The 19,898-nt window shown below is 34.3% G+C and carries 17 protein-coding genes; 2 read left to right on the top strand and 15 right to left on the bottom strand.

Translation table 11 applies throughout. The features are described from left to right. Positions 1-45: 45 nt before the first annotated feature. The 15 genes from ACYSNW_RS10080 to ACYSNW_RS10010 form a co-directional block, all read right to left on the bottom strand. A complete protein-coding gene (locus ACYSNW_RS10080) occupies positions 46-1,065 on the bottom strand; it encodes a Gfo/Idh/MocA family oxidoreductase (RefSeq protein WP_461744367.1) in 1,020 nt (339 codons plus the stop codon). A gap of 264 nt (positions 1,066-1,329) precedes the next feature. Then, on the bottom strand, positions 1,330-3,330 hold the full coding sequence (locus tag ACYSNW_RS10075) for an FtsX-like permease family protein (protein WP_461744366.1): 2,001 nt from the start codon (positions 3,328-3,330) through the stop codon (positions 1,330-1,332). 3 nt (positions 3,331-3,333) lie between these two features. Continuing rightward, complete coding sequence (locus tag ACYSNW_RS10070) at positions 3,334-4,092, bottom strand: ABC transporter ATP-binding protein (protein WP_461744365.1); 759 nt, start codon at positions 4,090-4,092, stop codon at positions 3,334-3,336. Positions 4,093-4,205: 113 nt separating this feature from the next. Next, positions 4,206-5,198 (bottom strand): sensor histidine kinase, encoded by a 993-nt coding sequence (locus ACYSNW_RS10065; protein WP_461744364.1) that lies wholly within the window; start codon positions 5,196-5,198, stop codon positions 4,206-4,208. Between the two features lie 4 nt (positions 5,199-5,202). Then, positions 5,203-5,880, bottom strand: a complete 678-nt coding sequence (locus ACYSNW_RS10060; protein WP_461744363.1) for a response regulator transcription factor — start codon at positions 5,878-5,880, stop codon at positions 5,203-5,205. A 286-nt stretch (positions 5,881-6,166) separates the two neighbouring features. After that, complete coding sequence (locus tag ACYSNW_RS10055; protein WP_461744362.1) at positions 6,167-6,544, bottom strand: HsmA family protein; 378 nt, start codon at positions 6,542-6,544, stop codon at positions 6,167-6,169. Positions 6,545-6,562: 18 nt separating this feature from the next. Beyond that, entirely contained in the window at positions 6,563-6,979 is a 417-nt protein-coding gene (locus tag ACYSNW_RS10050) for a DUF2871 domain-containing protein (RefSeq protein ID WP_461744361.1), read from the bottom strand. Further along, positions 6,979-7,401: a hypothetical protein gene (locus tag ACYSNW_RS10045; RefSeq protein ID WP_461744360.1), complete on the bottom strand. Its 423-nt coding sequence runs from the start codon at positions 7,399-7,401 to the stop codon at positions 6,979-6,981. Before ACYSNW_RS10045 ends, ACYSNW_RS10050 begins: the two co-directional genes overlap by 1 nt. 61 nt (positions 7,402-7,462) lie before the next feature. After that, the gene (locus ACYSNW_RS10040) at positions 7,463-8,020 is read right to left on the bottom strand and encodes a TetR/AcrR family transcriptional regulator (protein ID WP_461744359.1); all 558 of its coding nucleotides are present in this window, start codon (positions 8,018-8,020) and stop codon (positions 7,463-7,465) included. Between the two features lie 364 nt (positions 8,021-8,384). Then, positions 8,385-10,664 (bottom strand): glycoside hydrolase family 65 protein, encoded by a 2,280-nt coding sequence (locus ACYSNW_RS10035; RefSeq protein WP_461744358.1) that lies wholly within the window; start codon positions 10,662-10,664, stop codon positions 8,385-8,387. Between the two features lie 3 nt (positions 10,665-10,667). Further along, positions 10,668-11,417, bottom strand: coding sequence for a maltodextrose utilization protein MalA (locus tag ACYSNW_RS10030; RefSeq protein WP_461744357.1), 750 nt, complete (start codon positions 11,415-11,417; stop codon positions 10,668-10,670). Positions 11,418-11,517: 100 nt separating this feature from the next. Further along, positions 11,518-12,366 carry a sugar ABC transporter permease gene (locus tag ACYSNW_RS10025; RefSeq protein WP_461744356.1) on the bottom strand — a complete coding sequence of 283 codons (849 nt, stop codon included), beginning with the start codon at positions 12,364-12,366 and terminating at the stop codon, positions 11,518-11,520. A 2-nt stretch (positions 12,367-12,368) separates the two neighbouring features. Next, positions 12,369-13,628, bottom strand: a complete 1,260-nt coding sequence (locus tag ACYSNW_RS10020; protein WP_461744386.1) for a carbohydrate ABC transporter permease — start codon at positions 13,626-13,628, stop codon at positions 12,369-12,371. 889 nt (positions 13,629-14,517) lie between these two features. Beyond that, the gene (locus ACYSNW_RS10015; RefSeq protein ID WP_461744355.1) at positions 14,518-15,762 is read right to left on the bottom strand and encodes an extracellular solute-binding protein; all 1,245 of its coding nucleotides are present in this window, start codon (positions 15,760-15,762) and stop codon (positions 14,518-14,520) included. Positions 15,763-15,783: 21 nt separating this feature from the next. Further along, positions 15,784-17,562, bottom strand: coding sequence for a glycoside hydrolase family 13 protein (locus tag ACYSNW_RS10010; protein WP_461744354.1), 1,779 nt, complete (start codon positions 17,560-17,562; stop codon positions 15,784-15,786). A gap of 423 nt (positions 17,563-17,985) precedes the next feature. Here ACYSNW_RS10010 and ACYSNW_RS10005 point away from each other — a divergent pair, with 423 nt between their 5' ends. Both ACYSNW_RS10005 and ACYSNW_RS10000 read left to right on the top strand, forming a co-directional pair. Beyond that, entirely contained in the window at positions 17,986-18,447 is a 462-nt protein-coding gene (locus ACYSNW_RS10005; protein ID WP_461744353.1) for a hypothetical protein, read from the top strand. Between the two features lie 385 nt (positions 18,448-18,832). After that, complete coding sequence (locus ACYSNW_RS10000; protein WP_461744352.1) at positions 18,833-19,789, top strand: LacI family DNA-binding transcriptional regulator; 957 nt, start codon at positions 18,833-18,835, stop codon at positions 19,787-19,789. The last annotated feature ends 109 nt before the right edge of the window (positions 19,790-19,898 follow it).

The raw sequence follows: 19,898 nt of genomic DNA, 5'->3' as shown, positions 1-19,898 counted from the left end.
GTCGTTTCTAATAAACCAAGCCGTTCAGTTTATGCTCTGTTTGATTTATTCGTTTATAATTGTCTCGATTCCAGCTTCCAATATTTCTATTTGTTGAATCGTTTCTTCATCTTTAATCAGTTTCTCAGCACCATGGATAATCGTATCATAAACACCTTGATACAACCGACTATAGTCTCCAATCTCAGAAACTACTTTTTCTTCATGATAAACATTGTTTTTATCCATATAAGTTAACGTGCCATAATTTTCAGGTTTATCTATCCCGAAGTCACTATGATTGGGCATATAGAAATGTTTTAAATCTTCTTCTTGTCGATCTTTTGTCTCTTTGACAAAAACGCCTTGTGTTCCATAAACAATAAAACTAGGTCGCTCTTTCAAACGGAAATAGCTAGATTTCACAGAAACTTTCATTTGACCAAAATACATATCAATATCAAAATAATCATTCATACGCCCTTTTCCTAGTAATTGTCGGACATCATAGTTAATTGCATCAGGAAAGCCAAAGAAAGAAATCACTTGGTCAATCGTATGACAGCCATGACCGTATAGATAACTTTGTTCTAGAGAAAACATTTGAACACTTAAAGGAATTTCTGGTCTAAAATAATCATAGTGCATCTCCACTTCTAAAATATCGCCCAGTACGCCGCTTTTAATAACTGTTTGAACAGTCAAAAAATCAGAATCAAAACGTCGATTTTGATAAGCTTGCAGAAATAGCCCTTTTTCCTTTGCCAATTGAAATAATTCTTTCGCTTGCTGAGAGGTCTCAGTAAATGGTTTTTCAAGTAGGACATTTTTACCTGCTAGTAAAGATTGTTTTGCTAAATCATAGTGGGTTTTTAATGGCGTACAAATAGCAACTAGTTGAATTTCAGGGTCTTCTAAAATATTCGTAAGATCATTCGTGTACGTGACACCTGCTATTTTTTCCCAAGGACTTGTTTGTTTTCTCGCATAAATTTTTTTTATTTTAATATTTCCCCGCTTCGTTGAAAATGGAATATGGTATCGATTGGTACTTTTTCCATTACCGATATAAGCCATTGTTAACATATCGTTGCCCCGCCCCCTGTAGTTTGAATAAGCATAGTATAAAACATGACTGAAAAAATAGCTGTCGTTTTAGCGAATTAGGTAAAAATGTTCATTCATTTTACAATAAGACAAACGACCAATGAACATAATGTTCAGCTCTAAATGAAGCAATCCTATCATTTAACGAATTTACAAAAAATAAGTTATCCTACAAAAAGTTTCTCCAATCCTTTTTGTTCAGATAACTTATTCTGCTAAACTAACTATTTCAAGTGGTATTGACTACCTTTCTACTATTCGATAATAAATTTTTGATGTTTGCCAATAGATCATAAAATAACCTAAAGCAAAAATAATAACAGTCCCACTCGTGGTTAGAATCAATAAATTCGTATCCACTAAACCAAAGAGTATCAATAATTTCCGAATGATCGGAAAAGCAAAACTCAGATGTAAAATCGCAACAGTGATTGGTAGAAAGAAAACCAGTAAAATTTGTTGATGAATCGTTCGTTTGACTTCTTTATGACTCAATCCAACTTTCTGCATAATATCAAACCGCGCCCGATCATCGTTTCCTTCCGACAATTGTTTGTAGTAAATGATTAGTGTTGTTGCCACCAAAAAACTGATTCCAAAAACAATTCCCATAAATAAAAATCCACCAAATAATGTCCGCAAATCTTCCTGATCTTCATCAATGGAACTTACCGTAAATTGGTTGTAGGGATCATCTTTTGATGCAAGTAGTGCATCAATGGTATTCCGAACATCCTTCACTACGGCTAATCGCTGATCAGTCGAACCCTGTAAACTGAAATTGACCGTTGTTAATGGCTCTGAAACAAGTGAAACCTCGTCTTGATTAAGTTCTGGTATCAGAGTAGCTAAATAGGTTGGAGTCATCCATTCGTCTGATACAATAACAACAAGTTCTTTCACCGTTGCTTCTTTCTGATACGGAATTAAAGCAAATGAATTAATGACCTCTTTCACTTTAAACGACTGTGACCCAATTTTGAGATTTTGTTCGTTAAAAGTCCCTGAAGTAGGATAAACCATTACTTCATCATTACTTAACTGGCTCGAAGTTTGTTGAATTCTATCATACTCACTTAAAGCGAGAAAACGCAGCACGGTTATATTTTGGTAATCATCTAGCATTCCTTCGGATAGTGTATAGCCACTTTTCTCATCACCGCTCATAGTAAACGTATGACTACTTGTCATAAACGTTAAATTTTTCACCTTGACGTCTTTCTCTTTAGCTATCTCTTCAACTACCTTGCTTGTTTGTTCAACCGAGAAAGAAGAAACGATCGATTGTTCAAACGGATTGCGGTCTTGAATGATTTTTTGTCTTCCTACATATAAACAAACAGTGGTAGAAATGGTCACTAAAGCCATCGTACATAAAATACAAATCGTAGCCAAACCGGCGCCATTTTGCTTCATTCGAAAAATCATGCCAGAAATCGAAATAAAGTTAGTGGGTTTATAATAAATAGTTGGTCTCTTCTTCAATAGTTTTAATAAGGTAATACTTCCGACAATAAACAAACTATATGTCCCAATAATTACTAAAATTACCGCTACAAAAAAGAGCATTAAAGCCTCAACTGGCGATTGAATACTAAGCGATATGCCATATCCTGTGCCTAAACAAACAATTCCAATAACAGACAATATCCAGCGTGCTTTTGGTTCCTTTTCTCCTGACTTCGCCTGATTAAGTAGCTCGATTGGCTTACTTTTCCTTACTTCCCACATGTCAAATAGAAATGTAAAGAAGAAAATACCACTAAATAAAACTAAAATCAAACCGATTGACTTTAATGAAAAACTGTACTCAAAAGCAGCGCCAAATCCCGTTAATCGTTTAAATACCAAAAACATTAACTTGGAAAAAATGATCCCACTTATCAAACCAACTACTAAAATAAACAGTAAAAGCATAACATTTTCAAAAAACATCATTTTCGTTAAATTTTGTTTATCCATGCCAAGAATATTATAAAGCCCTAATTCTTTTTTTCGACGTTTGATTAAAAAACTATGCGTATAAAACGTAAAAAGAACGGTAAAAATCATGATAATTATGCCGCCTAAGCCAAACATCGATTTGACAGAGTCCGCCTGTGGCAAATGATTCATTCCTTCATTATGCAACATCACCTGCATCACGACATTTAATACCACGGTAAAAACTGAAGCTAAGCAAAATGGCAGATAGACGGTTCGATTCTTCAAAATATTCGTATAAGCTAACTTAAGATAGAACATGTTTTATCCTCCCTTCGTCAGCAATGTCGTCATAACTTTAGAGATTTCTTCCAGAAAAAGTAGATTCGACTGATTTCCGCGATATAACTGATGAAAAACTTGTCCATCTTTAATAAATAATACTCGATTTGCTCGACTCGCTGCGATAGCACTATGGGTTACCATTAAAATCGTTTGTTTTTGTTTATTCATTTCTTGTAACAAATCCAACAAATTTTCTGCACTCTTTGAATCTAATGCCCCTGTGGGTTCATCCGCCAAAATTAGTTGTGGTTTTGTTATTAATGCTCGCGCCATAGCCACGCGTTGTTTTTGACCACCCGAAATTTCATACGGATATTTTTCTAATAATGTCTCAATACCTAAAGTAGTAGATAATGGTTTAATTCGTTGGTTCATCTCATTAACAGAAACTTTCGATAAAACTAAGGGTAAAAAAATATTATCTTTGACTGAAAAATTATCTAATAGATTAAAATCTTGAAACACAAACCCTAGATTTTCTCGCCGAAAAGCAGCTAGTCGTCCTTCTGGAATACTTGTTATATTTTTCCCGTTGAGTAATACTTCACCAGCTGTCGGCGCATCTAAGGTTGCCAGAATATTCAACAACGTACTTTTTCCTGAACCTGATTCTCCCATGATTGCAATATATTCTCCAGCATCAACTTGAAAGGTGACTTCTTTCAATGCCATTACCTGATTTCCACCAAAGCGGGTTTGATAAATTTTTTGAAGATGATTGACTTCCAATAATAGCATGTTTTACACTCCCTCCTTACTTACTCTTTTAGTGTAAATAAAAAAACGACCAAAGAACACTTACACTTTGATCGTTACTCTTACATTCTGGTAAGCTTTGTTTTCGCGCTAAACTATTCTACGAGATAACTCACTTGCGAAAAAGAAAAAATCACTTTCGTTCCCACTTCAACCTCTGAAGTCAAACGAATCTGATGCCCTAACTGTTTGATAACTTTCTCACTCATAAATAAGCCTAACCCAGAGGCTTTTTGATTAATTCTGCCATTAAAACCAGTATAACCTTTCTCAAATACTCGTGAAATATCCTGTGGTAAGATACCAATTCCTGTATCTTCAATTACTAGTTCTTCACTATTTTCGGGATTGAGATAGATGGAGATTCTTCCCTCATTTGTATATTTAATCGCATTGAATAACACTTGTTCTAACACAAACTGCAACCATTTTTCATCACTAATAATTATTTTTTCAATCGGTTCCAATTTAACTGTGATGTTTTTATAGATAAAAAAAGTAGCATATTTTTTTACCGTTTTTTTTACAAGCGTATCTAAATTAACTTCCTCAAAAACAAGATCATTTATTGAATGATTCATTCGTAAATACTGAAGCATCATTTCTAAGTACTGATCAATCTTCATTAGTTCCTGTTTCAAAATCGTTTGATCTAACTCGTTTTCTTGCATTTTTAAGTTAATTACTGCTAGCGGTGTTTTAATTTGGTGACTCCACATACTATAGTAATCTAATAATTCATTATTGGCTCGCTCTAATTTCTCTATTTCTTTACGATATTCGTTATCTAGAGCATAGAGTAATTCTTCATATTCTGTTTCTACTAAGTAAGCAGACAGCTTTTTCTTTCTTACATATATTTTAGGTGCTTTAATCCCTTCAATTCTTTTTCGATGGTGGTTCAAATAGTTCCAAAATAATCCAAAAAGTAGAATAACTAGAAAGAAAAATGAAAATAGGAGCGCATCTAAATAAACCATTAAAGGAATATCATAGAGAAAAAAAGTTAGGCAAAATAATAGCGTAATCCCCATATAGGCTATAATAAGTGTACGTTGATCAACTAAATAACGTAAAATAAGTTTCATGTAATTATTCCCCTTTACTTAATAAATAGCCTTTTCCCTTCTTAGTCAAAATATATTGATCTAATCCAATATTTGCCACTTTTCTTCTTAAGCGAGCGATATTAACCGCTAAGGTATTCGCATCAATAAAATTTTCGCTTTCCCAGAGTTTTTCCATTATTTGTTCTTTACTTACAAGCTTTTCCGGTTGCTGAAAAAGTAAATTCAAAATTTTCATTTCATTGACTGTTAAGGGAATACTCTCTGTTTCATTTTTCACTTCAATTTTATTTAAATCTAATATAAATATATCATATTGACTATAGTTTGAAGAACTGTCTTGTACTCCTCTGCGTAAAATAGCCGTAATTTTTGCCACTAAAATCTCCAAGTCAAATGGTTTAGCAATAAAATCATCTGCCCCCATATTCATAGCCATTACAATATTCATTTTATCACTAGCAGATGACAAAAATACAATCGGTACATTAGACTGTTCTCTAATCTCTTTACACCAATAAAAACCATTATAAAAAGGTAATGAAATATCTAATAAGATTAAATCCGGTTGATAAGTATTCACTTCTTCAGTAACTCGCTGAAAATTACTAGTCACACAAACATCAAACTCCCAGCGTTTTAAATACGTAGAAAGACTAGCCGTAATTTGACTTTCATCCTCAACAATATATATCTTTTTCACTTTTGCCACTCGCCTTTCGTCTACTCTTTCTTTACATTGTGAAAAATTTAGAGACATTTGTCAATCATTCCAAAGTCTCAGTTTTTTACTCCATAATAGAAGTTTGGCAACTAATCACTTATAACTTTCTATTCTAAAAAAATTCAAAGTACCCTAAAGCTAGCCAGTACTCATTTTACTCCCTGGTTAACTTTAGGATACTTCGGATAGTTATTCTATTCAGTTATATTCTTGCTACACTACCTTCCTCTTTAGTTATCCACACTAGAGGTGTCTCTTTTTTATTTTATCCCTTCATACCAATAAAAATACCCATTACAAAAGGAATCAACCAAATCGCCCAGACAATAATACTAAATTTGTGAAACGTGTGTTTAGCTTTAGTATCTTTTTTAATCAAAATAATCGTTGCCCAAATCGCATGAAACGCCATCAGCAATAAAGCAATCAAACCTGTGATTCCATGAAGATTGAAGGAAAAACCACTGCCTGAAATTTTACTCATAATTGTTGTCCCAGTTGTATCAAAGACAAAACCACACCAGAAAATGATTGCATGCCATGGCAATAACATCCCTTTTTTTCTTTCAGCAAAAACCCCAATTGTATAAAAGGTCAACGCTAAAGTCATACAAATTATCGCTAATAATAATAATGTCGACATCTTTTTTCCTCCTAACTATTAGCTATTCACCAATTCTTTCTTAATTGAAATTAACAACATAAATAACGCAACTGCCAGTCCAATATGAGACAAACCAGCAATGCCAGAAATCATTGCATCGACGCCACGGCTGATAGTAGTGTTGGTAACTTCCACTACACCTCGAGTGCTCATCATCACAATCATTAATGGGAATGACACATTATACAATACATAGAATTTTTGATACAATTGATTATTTTCTAAATTTGTCACTTTAAATAACACTGCAATTATCAAAAAGACCGCTGTTCCTAATGCCAATAGATGAGTATGAAGGACACCTAAAACGGTTTGACCTGAGAAGTCATTTAATTTGGTGAATTCCCGGTAAAAAACACCGCCAATCATCGCTAACACAAAATAAACAATCGCTGTATTCATTACTTTTTTCATTATTTTTCACTCCTTATTTTCTTTATTTTAAAATAGTTATAACTAAAAAGTACCCCTGCTAAAAATAGTGCGGCGCCTAACCCGCTATAAAAAACGGCAATAAATCGATTAGGCAATAAATTAAATACCCGGATTGTCAAACCACCAGTAATCATTACTGCCATAATAATAAATGACTTCACATCAAAGAATTTGATGAATAACTGTTTTTCTGCTTGATAATTCATAATTCTCGTCGTATGTTTGACCGTTAGTTTATGAAACACCAGCCACCAAAAAATTAAAAATACTACCACGGATAATAATAAATTGATTGGTTGAACAAAACCATGGTATGTTTCTATCCCGATTTTCAATACATTAAACCCTGCAATCATCCATACAAGACTCGCTACTACTAATAAATTTGCTTTTTTAATCATTAAATTTCAGCCTCCACCAAATGTGAACAACGTTCACTTTACTCTAAAAAATAGCGATTCACTAGTAAATCGCATTGCGTACTAGTTGTAATAATCCTTCGTATTCATTGTTTTCATCTATTAATGTATATAAAAACAACTCGAAAATATAATCAACAAACCGTTCCGCCGTTAGTTGATGATTAAACACATCTTTTCGTACCTTAGAATCTTTCGCTAATATCTCCACTAGACTTTCTTTAATATGAGACCAGAAGTTTACCATCATTTTTTCACTCATATTTTTTTCATCAAACGCCATCACTAAAGAATGATTGGTAAAAAAATTGGGATATAATTTTTTCCCTGCTTCAATACTTTTGAACAATGCGACTAAACAATCGATAAAGTCATTAAATTCAAATGACTCTTCTGAGCGATGAAAAATATCCGCCCAAATACTACCAATCGTTGCCGCTAATAATTCTTTTTTGGATGGAAAGTAATTATATACCGCGCCCACAGAAATACCACATTTTTCAGCAACGGAACGAATGCTAATCGCTTGAATATCCTTTTCTTGCACGATTTCTTTACAGTAAGCAATGATCTCTTCTTTAGAACTGACCGATATATTCATTTTTTCCGCTCCCCTCAATATGAACAACGTTCATTTTGAATAATAACTCCTAATTAGATGAAAGTCAACAGAAAATTGAGTCTACGATATAAAATTGATGAATCTTGATTATTTTATCGTAGTTATTCCTCTTGAAATTATTGTTCAGTTTCTTAGAGTTACGATTGATTTATTTCAAACTGTTATTGTTGAATAAAAGTTTTACAAAAATATTTGTCGTTTCGCCTATACGTGTATACATAAATAAAGAACAAACAGAAATTTTCCCTGTTTGCTCTCTTTTATTCATCTAGGTTTGAATTTACTTCTGTATTTTTTTCATAATGGAGTCTAGAAATGAAAAGTTACAAAAATACAGAAATTATTAGTATTTTAGTTTCTCAGCAGAATTCACTACTAATTCAAGTTCTTCTTCAAATAGTTTAACTTTTAAAGGGTCGCCTGAAAGAAGACGGATAGTTGCTTCTTTATGACCTACAGAAATATGAAGTAGCCTTCCTCGATAGTTAACAGAAAAAGAATAGCTTTTCCATTCAGTCGGACAAAATGGCGAAAAACTTAAGATCCCATTTTTCGAACGCATTCCTGCAAACCCTTGTACAATAGCTAGCCAGCTTCCGCTCATCGAAGTTATGTGCAGACCATCATCTGTATCATTATTATAATTATCTAAATCTAAACGCGCTGTTCGATTGTAAAGTTCAACTGCTTTTTCTTGCTTTCCTAATTCGGCTGCTAAAATCGAATGAACCGAAGGCGAAAGAGAAGATTCATGTACCGTCATAGGTTCATAGAAATCAAAGTTTCGTGTTTTTTCTTCTTTCGTAAACTGGTCATTAAAAAAATAGATTCCTTGTAATACATCCGCTTGCTTAATAAAACAAGAACGTAAAATACGATCCCACGACCACTTCTGGTTAATAGGTCGATTTTCTGGTGTCAATTGACTCACTGGAATCAACTCTTTATCAAGAAACGTATCATGTTGGACAAAAATACCTTCTTGATCATCTTTTGGAAAATACATCTTTTCAATGATTTCTCGCCATTTTTTTTGTTCATTTATACTCACTTGTAATTCTTCTTGTATCGTTTGGTCGCTCCTTGGATAATGTTCCAATGTATATTTTAATACCCACGTAGCAATATAATTGGTATACCAATTATTATTGACATTGTTCTCATATTCATTAGGTCCAGTGACGCCATGAATCATATACTGTTCTTTGTTTTTTGAGTAATGAACACGTGAGGCCCAAAATCTAGAGATAGCAACTAATACTTTCATTCCTTCTCTCAAAAGATATGAATCGTCTCCAGTATAGTTAGTATAATTATAAATGGCATACGCAATTGCTCCATTTCGATGAATCTCCTCAAATGTGATTTCCCATTCATTGTGGCATTCCACACCTGTAAATGTAACCATAGGGTATAAAGCACCAGAAAGTCCTTGACGTTGAGCATTTAGAAAAGCTTCCGCTAACTGATTGTAACGATACATCAATAGTTTCTTCGTCACTTCTGGATCGGCAACAGATAGATACATTGGGACAATATACGCTTCTGTATCCCAATAGGTTGCTCCCCCGTATTTCTCACCCGTAAAGCCCTTAGGACCAATGTTCAAACGTTCATCTTCTCCATAGTAAGTGGAGAACAATTGAAATAGATTAAAACGAATTCCTTGTTGTGCTGCTGAATCTCCTTCAATTTTCACATCTGATTTTTCCCAACGTTTGTTCCAAGCTAAAGATTGTTCTTTTGCATGGATTTCAAAATCTTTAAGAGTTTCTTGAGTTATCAGTTGCTGTACTTTTTCAATTTGTTTCTTGGGTAATATATCTCTGCTTGTTACAACAACAACTTGCTTTTCAATCGTCATTTCCGCACCTTCTTCTAAGGTAAAATGACTTTCTTCAACAATTAATAGGGGGAGCACCTCTTGTTTTATGTCACAAGACTTACTATACGAATGGTGCATTCCTGTCGTCACTGTATATTGCGGTACTTCGAAAGGGTTAGGAATAGTTTGTGTAGTCAAATAACCGCACGCAGAATCAAAACCACTAGCTTGTTCTAACCAAAAGTTTTCCTCATAATTACTATCTTCATTTTTTACTTGTCCATCCAAAGTACTCCTAACAGAAATAGACGCTTTTCCAGATAAAACTTCTATCTGCAGACGTTGAACTGCTAACTCTTGAGTAACAATACTTACAAAACGCTGAAAAGTAAAACGAATTGCAGTTGATTCATTTTTGTAAATAAATGAACGAGTCAAGATGCCATTACGCATGTCTAATTCTACTAAAAAATCTGTCACATCAATGGTTGCTAAATCAAGTACTACTTCATCAATTGTAATTTCCATACCAATAAAATTAGTGGCATTGATTACCTTACCAAAATAATCTGGATACCCATTTTTCCACCAACCCACTCTTGTTTTATCTGGAAACCAAATACCCGCTAGATACGTTCCTTGCAACGTGTCTCCAGAGTATGCTTCTTCAAACATCCCACGCATTCCCATATAGCCGTTACCAATTGATGTCAAACTTTCCATTAGTCGTTTATGTTCTTTATCTAAATGATGCGTGGATAAGACCCACGGATCTACTTCAAATAATCGTTTATACATCTTTTATCCCTCCACTAATTGCCCTTTAAATCGCGTTTTTACATAACTAAACATTAACATTACTACTAAAAATAAAGATTGAATTCCTACCATAACAATGATGTCAAAATAAACCAACCCAACTAAAAATGCAACGATCGATCCTGACCCTAAACTATTTATCACCATGTTTAAACTTTCCTTAAATGAATGAATCGTTGAAAAGCGACTTTTACGTGTTAACCACAGAAAGAATGCCGCTCCTAATACCAATAGTAAGTTCATTGCAAATAAGAAAAAACCAACAGTAAAACTTATGGATAAAAGAATACTTGCTTGATTACTTAAATAGAATTGTTCGTTGATAAACGTATTAAATGACTCTTTATCAGTGACTAGTTTGGGATCAAACTGAGTTGAATAACCCATCGTAAATGTAACCGGTTTTTCTTTTGTCGAATCAATTATCTCCCATTTTTCTGGATAAAAGACCATACTCAAACGTTTATTTTTGATCACATTTGACGATAAATCCACTCCTGAAATCATTGCTCCATTTTCAGATAGTATTAATGTATCTTTTGTTTCTAATTGACCATTTTTAACAACTAATTTTTGAAAAGACCGAGCTGCATCATCAGTCAACAAGAATTCCATATTGGGCAATGCTTGATTTACTGGGTATTGTTTCGATTGAATTAAATGGAGAGTTGTTGGAATGACCAGTAAAGCGGTCAAAAACAGATATGTAAAAATGAGTTGAAACCAACTCAAGTTTTTTCTCCCTTCAAAAACTTTTCTAGGTGAAAAAATGCACTGTATATAGTTGAAAGGGTAGTTCATTTCTTGCATGATCAATTCCTCTTTTCTACATTTATCCTTTCGTTCCTCCAGAAGTCAATCCAGTTACAAAATGTTTTTGTAAAAAGAAGAATAATACTGAAATTGGAACAGCAATCAAGATGGCCCCTGCAGCAAACAATGTCACTTGGGGATTTCTCGAATCACTTACAAAAGTTTGAAGTCCGACGGCAACTGTTAGGCGTTCTGGTGAGCGTAACAAAAATCGTGCTAACATGAAATCCCCAAACGGTCCCATGAATGCCCATAAGGCTTGAACTGCCACCATTGGTCGAACCAACGGTAAAACGATCTGAGCAAAAATTCTAAAGTGCCCCGCCCCGTCTAATTTAGCTGATTCATCTAAATCAATTGGAACAGTATCAAAATACCCCTTCATTAACCACGTATTCATAGGAATTCCTGTTCCTATATAAATCAGCGTTAAGAACCAATAGTGATCTAACCCATCTGTTAAAACAGCCATTACATAAAAAGCGGTTAAAGCAGCCATTGTTGGAACCATTTGAATAATTAGAAAGAAAATCAAACTTTTTTTGCGACCAGCAAAACGATAACGACTATATGTATAACCTGCTAAAGTTACAATAATTACTTGAAAAATCATCGTTGCGGTTGCAACAAATAACGTATTTTTATACCAGTCTCCATAAAGCGTATCATTAAAAAGTCTAGCAAAATTATTTAGCGTCCATTGACCAGTAAAATCTAATTTAAATGCGATTAAATTACCTGACTTAAAAGCAGAAGTTGCTGTGATCAAAAGCGGATAAACAATAATAACTGATAGCCCTATCAAAAAAAGATAAGTGAAAATCTTCGATAAATTTCTGTTTCTTTTTTCTGAATGTTTTATTTTCATCGTCAATCCTCCATACTAAAGGCATTTGTCCGCCTAAATACAATGAGTGATATAGTGATTACAATAGCCGAAATGATCAGTGTAATAGCTGAAGCCATTGAATACTGCGGTGAACCACCCGTAGTCAGCTTATAAATCCAAGAAATAAGAATATCTGTTGAACCAGCTCCTCCGCCTAGACTACCAGGACCACCTTCATTAAATAGATAAATCATTGAAAAGTTATTGAAGTTTCCTGTATATTGTGTAATAAATGTAGGTGCTGCAACTAGAAAAATGGCTGGCAATGTAATACTACTAAAGCGTTGCCACGCATTTGCACCATCCATTTTTGCTGCTTCGTACAAATCCTCTGAAATCGACTGTAAAATTCCCGTTACCATTACGTATATATAAGGGAACCCTAACCAACCTTGAATCATAATAATTGCTGTTTTTGTCCAAAACGGATCTGTTTTCCAAGCGATTACTGGAATATTTACGAAAGGGATCGCATTAAGTAAAGGAATAACTTGCGTGTTAATGGCACCTGCACTATCATTGAAAATATTTGAAAAACTCAAAATGGTAATAAAAGCTGGCACTGCCCACGGGAGTAAAAAAATCACTCCAAAAATCCGACGGAATTTGATAAATTTTTGATTGGCTACAACCGCTGTCAATATTCCTAAAGTAATTTGCAACGTAGTCGCGCAAACAGTCCAAATAATTGTCCAACTAAATACTTTTAGAAATGTATCACGGTAAGAACTTAGTGTAAAAATACCTGAAAAATTCTTCAGCCCAATCCAATCTAATAAGTTAGCTGGTGGAATATGTTTGAAGTCATAATTTGTAAAAGCCATAAATAAGGTTACTAGTACAGGAAAAATAATTGCTACAGTCATAACTAAATATGCCGGAATCGTTAATAAATAAGGAAATCCATTTTCATAAACACTTTTTGCAATTTCCTTTACAGTAATAGCAACTTTTTCACCACGATTAATCGCTTGCGCCACTTTTTTTGCATCTCTAATATTTAATAACATGAAAATAAGAAAAATAACGGTAATAATCACTTGTAGTGTTCCTTCAATGAGAAGAAATAAGGAGTTATCTTCCATTGGCACACTTCCCAAAGTAATCAAACCTATTAAAGCCTGCCCACCAAAAAGAATCATTTCTAAAATAAATAGAGCTGTAACAGCTAGAAAGATAAGCCCCTTTATCATTTGTTTGTTATATAATTGACCTAATCCAGGTATGCACGAAAGTAACATTGCCAACCTAGGATCTCTTTTTTGTATATGCGGTTCCACTATCATTGCCTCCTCTTTAATAACAGTCGGTTGATGGAGCAAGAAAATTTCAAAAAAATGATAAGATTGTGACAAAAATCGTTTTAGCTTGAATCCTAAGAATAAAATCCTCAAGTGACTAGTGAGGTTGGGACAAAAGCGGTTAGCTCCGAGAACCGAGTAGGTATGATACATCATCGAATCACTACGTTCTTCGTGATTTATCGCAATAAGAAGGAATTTCCGAAAATGACAAGAAACACGAAAGGTTTCCTTTCGATGTTGAATGATTCCTACTTGGTGTTCTTAAAATTTTTGGTAACCGAGTAGGTATTGTGCAACATCAGCTCATTTCATTCACTGTGTTTTACAACAATTTCGGCTTATTTCTGAAGCCTTCAATTCTTAGAGCTTTAGCTCTTAGAAATTGTTGTGATCGAAGCGCAGCGTAGTAGCTGCTTTTGCATCACCGTTTATCAGGCCATAAAACAATCGTTTAGAATCGAGCAATTGGACAAACTAGCAATTATTGCGCTCTTTGCAATGAATGATGGTTAGGAAATTGCCGAGATTCTGATTGTTTTATGCCGTTTGTTCGGTTTTAAGAGATAAAGCAAAAGTGTTCTTTACTTTTGTCTCACCCACCTCTTGATAATTCATGGTGGGAATTTTAATCCAATAAATCATCAACTTTGCTCAATTTACAAAGCTTAACGATTTTATCACAATATCAATCATTTGATTAAATTATTAAAAAATTATTTTTTATTACTATCCTTATCAATACCAATAAAATCAACTATAAATGAACTCTCTGATGAGAACATTTTCTATTTCTAAAAAAACATCTTCTTCATCATAAATAATTTTGTTAATATTTTTGTTTGATTGCATCTTCTATCGTCTTCACTGCACTATCCGCAGCTTCTTTAGGCGTCATTTTGCCTGAACCAGCATCAAACATCATATTCTCTCCGCCAGACCAAACTTCTGCCATTTCTGGAACATTCGGCATTGGTTGCGATACGCTATATTGTTCAATTACTGCTGTAGCAAGAGGATCATTTTTTGCTTTAACTTTTTCTTGAGCTTGTTTGTTTGCAGGAACATCATTTCTCATAGCGTATAATTCTTCTTGATTTTTTTCGTTCGTTACATAATCTAAGAATTTCTGAGCCATCTCTTTATCTTTCGCAAAGTTACTCACAACCCAAGCTTTTCCACCGCCGAACGTTTCGTAGTCATTACCATTATCTAGTGTTGGAATTTTTGCCACACCATAGTTGATTCCAGACTCCTTAAAGTTGACTGCTCCCCAAGGCCCATAAATAATTGCTGCTGTTTTTCCATTTGTAAAGTAGTCCAACATCAAATTTTCATTTGAACTAATATCAAGCATTCCTTGAGGCCATACATTTTTAAACCAATCTGTCGCGTAAGTAATTCCTTCAATTGCTCCAGTATTGTTTAATCCAATTTCATTTACATTTTTTCCATCATCACCGAAAATATACCCGCCATAACCTGCTAGTAATCCATACGTATAATAAAAGTCTGTCCAACGGGCTAAGAACCCAACATTTTTATCCCCATCTGCATACTTACTATCTTTTGACAATGCTTCTAGGTCTTTAAATGTTTTTGGTGCTTCAGCAATCAAATCTTTGTTATAAAACAAGATAACGGATTCGACTGCTGCTGGGGCACCATAAATCTTGTCATCGATCATCACTTGTTGCTTATCACGATCAGTATATCGATCTTCTTCTGGCAATTTCACTTCTGCAAGATTCCCTTGAGACCCTTGCTGACCCACACGATCATAAGGTGACATTGTCACATCTGGACCTTTCCCAGCAGGTCCATCTAATTGTAGGGCATCCATTTGATCAAACATGTCTTTTTCAATAACTTCAACTTTTATATCGTTTTCTTTTTCAAAATCTGTTTTTATTTTATTCATGTACTCGACATAATCTTTACTGACTGACACTTTTAACGTTTTTTCATCGTTACTTGCTTTTTTGGAACTTCCTCCATCGCAAGCAGCTAATCCAACCACTGCTATCGCTGCCAAAGCAACCAATCCTGTATTCCGCCATAATGTTTTCTTCATTTTCGTTCCTCCTAGTAAGATTTATTTTTTATTTTTTTCTACTAAAACAATTAATCCATGCTCACTTAACGTCGCTAATTCTGAATCGATAAATACTGCATTTTGACTCATCACTGGTTGACCTGTGATTGCAATTTGCTGTTCTTCAAGTGATTCATTAAAATAGGCAGTCAGTTTTATTCCTTGATACGTTTTTGAAAAACCGATAAAATCATGTGTATCATCAACGATTTCCCACTGTATATCTCCATAAGAAATAACTGGTTGATAATCTTTTCTTAATTGAATCAAGCGTTGTGTAAAAGTCAACATTGCTTGATTCTGTTGTTCTGTTTCCCAAATCATACACTTGCGACAATCTGGATCATCCGCACCTGTCATACCAATTTCTGTTCCGTAGTAAATGCAAGGAGAGCCTTGCTGTAAAAATGTAAAAGCTAGTGTAGCACGAGCTAAATCATGATTGTCGTTGCAAATCGTTAACAGTCGTGCCGTATCATGAGAATCCAGGACATTAAACATTACTTCATTAACTTGTTGCTGATAGAGCATCGTTTGTGCATTTAACCCATCAACCATTTTTGATACAGATAATTTTCTTTTCACAAAGTATTCTTTTATCATATCTGTAAAAGCATAATTCATGACCGCATGAAATTCATCTCCTTGTAACCAAGCTTGTGAAGAGTGCCAAATTTCACCTAAAATATAAATATCCTCTTTAACAGCCGTTACTTCTTTATGAAATCTCTTCCAAAATTGGTGATCCACTTCATTGGCAACATCCAAACGCCATGCATCAATATCGAATTCTTCAATCCAGTATTTCGCAATGCTAATCAAGTAGTCACTTACCTCTTTATTCGCGGTATTTAGTTTTGGCATATGTGGGGTGAAAGCAAACGTATCATAGGTTAAATCTCTAGCTGTTTCTGGGATATCACTCATTTCATAACTAATTGGAAATGAATGAATATGGAACCAATCTAGGTATTTTGACTTCTCTTCATCTTTCAAAACATCTTGCCATTGTGGAGAATCATCCCCAATATGATTAAATACCGCATCCAGCATGATTCGAATACCTCGTTTATGCGCTTCTTCAACCAACTTTTTAAACAATTTTTTATCGCCAAAATCAGGATCAATTTCAAAATAATCAATCGTGTCATACTTATGATTAGACGTTGCTTTAAAAATAGGACAGAAATAAATACCATTGATTCCCAGTTCAACAAGATAATCTAAATGATCGATCACCCCTTGCAGATCTCCTCCAAAAAAATCAGAGCGGTCAGGTGCTTTACTCCCCCATGGAAGTACTTCTTTACGATCATTTGAAGAATCACCATTCGCAAATCTTTCAGGAAAAATTTGATACCAAACAGTTTCTTTGACCCACTCTGGTGTTTTAAATCGATCAACCTCATGAAAATAGGGCATTTTAAAGTAAAAGTTACCCATTTTTATTATTTCTTCAGTATGTGGATATACTCCTTGATCACAGTAAAATACCTCAGTTCCATCATTTCCTTCAAGATAAAAACCATACTGTAGACGGTTGTAGGATGCATCTGTCTCAATTTCCCAGTAATCAAATAAACCTGTCGAAACACCTTTTTTCATTGGCATCCGTTCTAAATACCATTGCTCCGAGGTAAAAAGATACGGGTCTCCTTGAATAAGTTCAACTCGTTTCACATCTGAGCGTGCAGTTCTAATGCGTAGATGAATTTTTCCTTTCTTGTAGAGATAAGCAAATTCACTTTCAGGACGATGATAAATAGCTGCTGTATTCATGGCACTACTCCTTCTTGTTCTTTTCATGACCATCTTATCGGAAAGCGTTTACTTATTCAATTGATTTTTCTTTGTTACCGATAACAATATTTTTGTCCGTTTTAAATAATAAAAATTAAAATCTTCATTACAGAGAGTATCAACTATTCCCACGGTACTTATTCATTTTTTTACTAAGAGTTAGAGCAGCAGTGTGTAACCCCAAGAACCAAGTAGATACCACATCCATCGAATCACTTCGGACGTAGCGCAATAAGCGACAACTCACTAAAATGACAAGAAACACGAAAGATTCCCCTTTGATGTCGAATGATTTCTAGTGAGTGTTTCGCAAATTTTTGTGAATTCTCGCTTCTTTACGTAGAAGTTGCTTTTGCACCACCGATTATCAAGGTCATAAAACAATCGCTTAGGTTCGAGCAATTGGACAAAACATCAAGTATTGCGTTCTTTGCAATGAATGATGGGTTGGAAATTGCCGAGCTCCTGATTGATTTATACCGTTCAATCGAGGTCATAAAACAATCGCTTAGGTTCGAGCAATTGGACGAAACATCAAGTATTGCGTTCTTTGCAATAAATGATGGGTTGGAAATTGCCGAGCTCCTGATTGATTTATACCGTTCAATCGAGGTCATAAAACAATCGCTTAGGTTCGAGCAATTGGACGAAACATCAAGTATTGCGTTCTTTGCAATAAATGATGGGTTGAAAATTGCCGAGTTCCTGATTGATTTATGCCGTTCAATCAAGGTCATAAAACAATCGCTTAGGTTCGAGCAATTGGACGAAACAGCAAGTATTGCGCTATTTGCAATGAATGATGGGTTGGAAATTGCCGAGTTTCTGATTAGTTTATGCCGTTTGTTCGGTTTTAAGAGATAAGCCAAAAATATTCTTTACTTTTGGGTCACCTATATCCACATTTCTTTTTTATCCTTAGACTCGCTTTTATTTCTTTTATAATGGTCTAGTTATTGTTCAATGTTAGATAAAATCGACTTACTTTAGAAGCTATTTTCTGCTGTCTAATATCCCAATACATAAGCAATAAATAAAAAAGAAAATGAGCGTTTATCAATTAGTGGTTTTTATTCAAATGCTTGACATAAAACCTTCACTAAGTTTATAGTCAGAAAAAGTGCTAGTTTTCTCATTGCGTAAAAGAATACTCCGTATGAAAATCGACTCTAATATTTTTTTTAAGCGCAACATTAATTAAAACTAGTTATTTTATTTAAATTTTTTAGGGGAGGTTGGCCTTGGAAAAATGGCGAAAGTGACTTTATTGGATGTAGCCAAAAGGGCAAATGTATCAAAAATGACCGTTTCGAGAGTGATAAATCACCCAGAACAAGTGACAGATGAGTTAAAAGAACTTGTTTTTGCGGCTATGAAAGAATTAAATTATCAACCAAATATTGCAGCGAAAGCTTTGGCCACTAGTCGTTCTCAAATCATTAAACTATTTATTCTTGAAGAGATCGACACTACTGAACCATACTATATGAATTTATTGATGGGCATTGCAAAATCTGTTGGCGATGCTCACTATTCCCTGCAATTAATTACGACTAATGGTTTTGATGTTGGAATCTGTGATGGCTATATTATTACAGGCTTTCGAGAAAAAGATTTTGAGTGGATCAACCGATTGGAAAAACCTGTTGTTTTGTTTGGTGAAAATACCCATGGATTTGATTTCGTAGATAGTGATAATGAATATGGAACAACAATGACAACAAAATACGCACTGAAATCTGGCTATAAAAACTTGATCTACATTGGTATTGATGTCGATGAGCCTTTTGAACTATCTAGAGAAAGGGGCTATTTCAACGTCATGAAAGAGGTACGAAAAACGAGCTCGATTTATCGTTTTTCAAACCGTTCAACAGAAACAGAAAAATTTATTTTGGCTAATTGGTCGTTATTTAATAAAGGAAATTGTTGTTTTATTTGTAGTTCAGATCGATTAGCTTTAGGTATCGAGCGCGCTATTTTACGCAGAGCTGGTAGCATTCCAGAAGACTTTGGGATAATTGGTTTTGATGGTGTTTTCTTAGATCAAATAGGATCGCCTAAGATTACAACTGCAAAACAAGATATTATTAAAATGGGGGAAGTTTGTGGTGAAATGTTAGTCAAAAAAATCGAATCTGGAGGGAAATCACAAGGTTCTAAACGTTACCTACCTAAACTGATCGTTCGAGAATCAACTAAGTAATCTAACTTTTAAGAATATCGCTTATCATTTAAGCTCAGAGGAAATTTTCTTTTTAGTCCGATATAAAATATGAAAAAATCAAATTAGTTTTCTATTCTTTTACACCAAA

The sequence above is a fragment of the Enterococcus sp. LJL99 genome, from assembly GCF_054871725.1.
Note: the sequence above shows the minus strand (reverse complement) of the source record. Positions and strands in the feature narration are given on the sequence as shown.

Coding starts and splice junctions, on each gene's coding strand:
- ACYSNW_RS10080 (WP_461744367.1), bottom strand. CDS start 1,065: ATGTTAACAATGGCTTATATCGGTAATGGAAAAAGTACCAATCGATAC.
- ACYSNW_RS10075 (WP_461744366.1), bottom strand. CDS start 3,330: ATGTTCTATCTTAAGTTAGCTTATACGAATATTTTGAAGAATCGAACC.
- ACYSNW_RS10070 (WP_461744365.1), bottom strand. CDS start 4,092: ATGCTATTATTGGAAGTCAATCATCTTCAAAAAATTTATCAAACCCGC.
- ACYSNW_RS10065 (WP_461744364.1), bottom strand. CDS start 5,198: ATGAAACTTATTTTACGTTATTTAGTTGATCAACGTACACTTATTATA.
- ACYSNW_RS10055 (WP_461744362.1), bottom strand. CDS start 6,544: ATGTCGACATTATTATTATTAGCGATAATTTGTATGACTTTAGCGTTG.
- ACYSNW_RS10050 (WP_461744361.1), bottom strand. CDS start 6,979: ATGAAAAAAGTAATGAATACAGCGATTGTTTATTTTGTGTTAGCGATG.
- ACYSNW_RS10045 (WP_461744360.1), bottom strand. CDS start 7,401: ATGATTAAAAAAGCAAATTTATTAGTAGTAGCGAGTCTTGTATGGATG.
- ACYSNW_RS10040 (WP_461744359.1), bottom strand. CDS start 8,020: ATGAATATATCGGTCAGTTCTAAAGAAGAGATCATTGCTTACTGTAAA.
- ACYSNW_RS10035 (WP_461744358.1), bottom strand. CDS start 10,664: ATGTATAAACGATTATTTGAAGTAGATCCGTGGGTCTTATCCACGCAT.
- ACYSNW_RS10025 (WP_461744356.1), bottom strand. CDS start 12,366: ATGAAAATAAAACATTCAGAAAAAAGAAACAGAAATTTATCGAAGATT.
- ACYSNW_RS10020 (WP_461744386.1), bottom strand. CDS start 13,628: ATGTTACTTTCGTGCATACCTGGATTAGGTCAATTATATAACAAACAA.
- ACYSNW_RS10015 (WP_461744355.1), bottom strand. CDS start 15,762: ATGAAGAAAACATTATGGCGGAATACAGGATTGGTTGCTTTGGCAGCG.
- ACYSNW_RS10010 (WP_461744354.1), bottom strand. CDS start 17,562: ATGAATACAGCAGCTATTTATCATCGTCCTGAAAGTGAATTTGCTTAT.
- ACYSNW_RS10000 (WP_461744352.1), top strand. CDS start 18,833: ATGGCGAAAGTGACTTTATTGGATGTAGCCAAAAGGGCAAATGTATCA.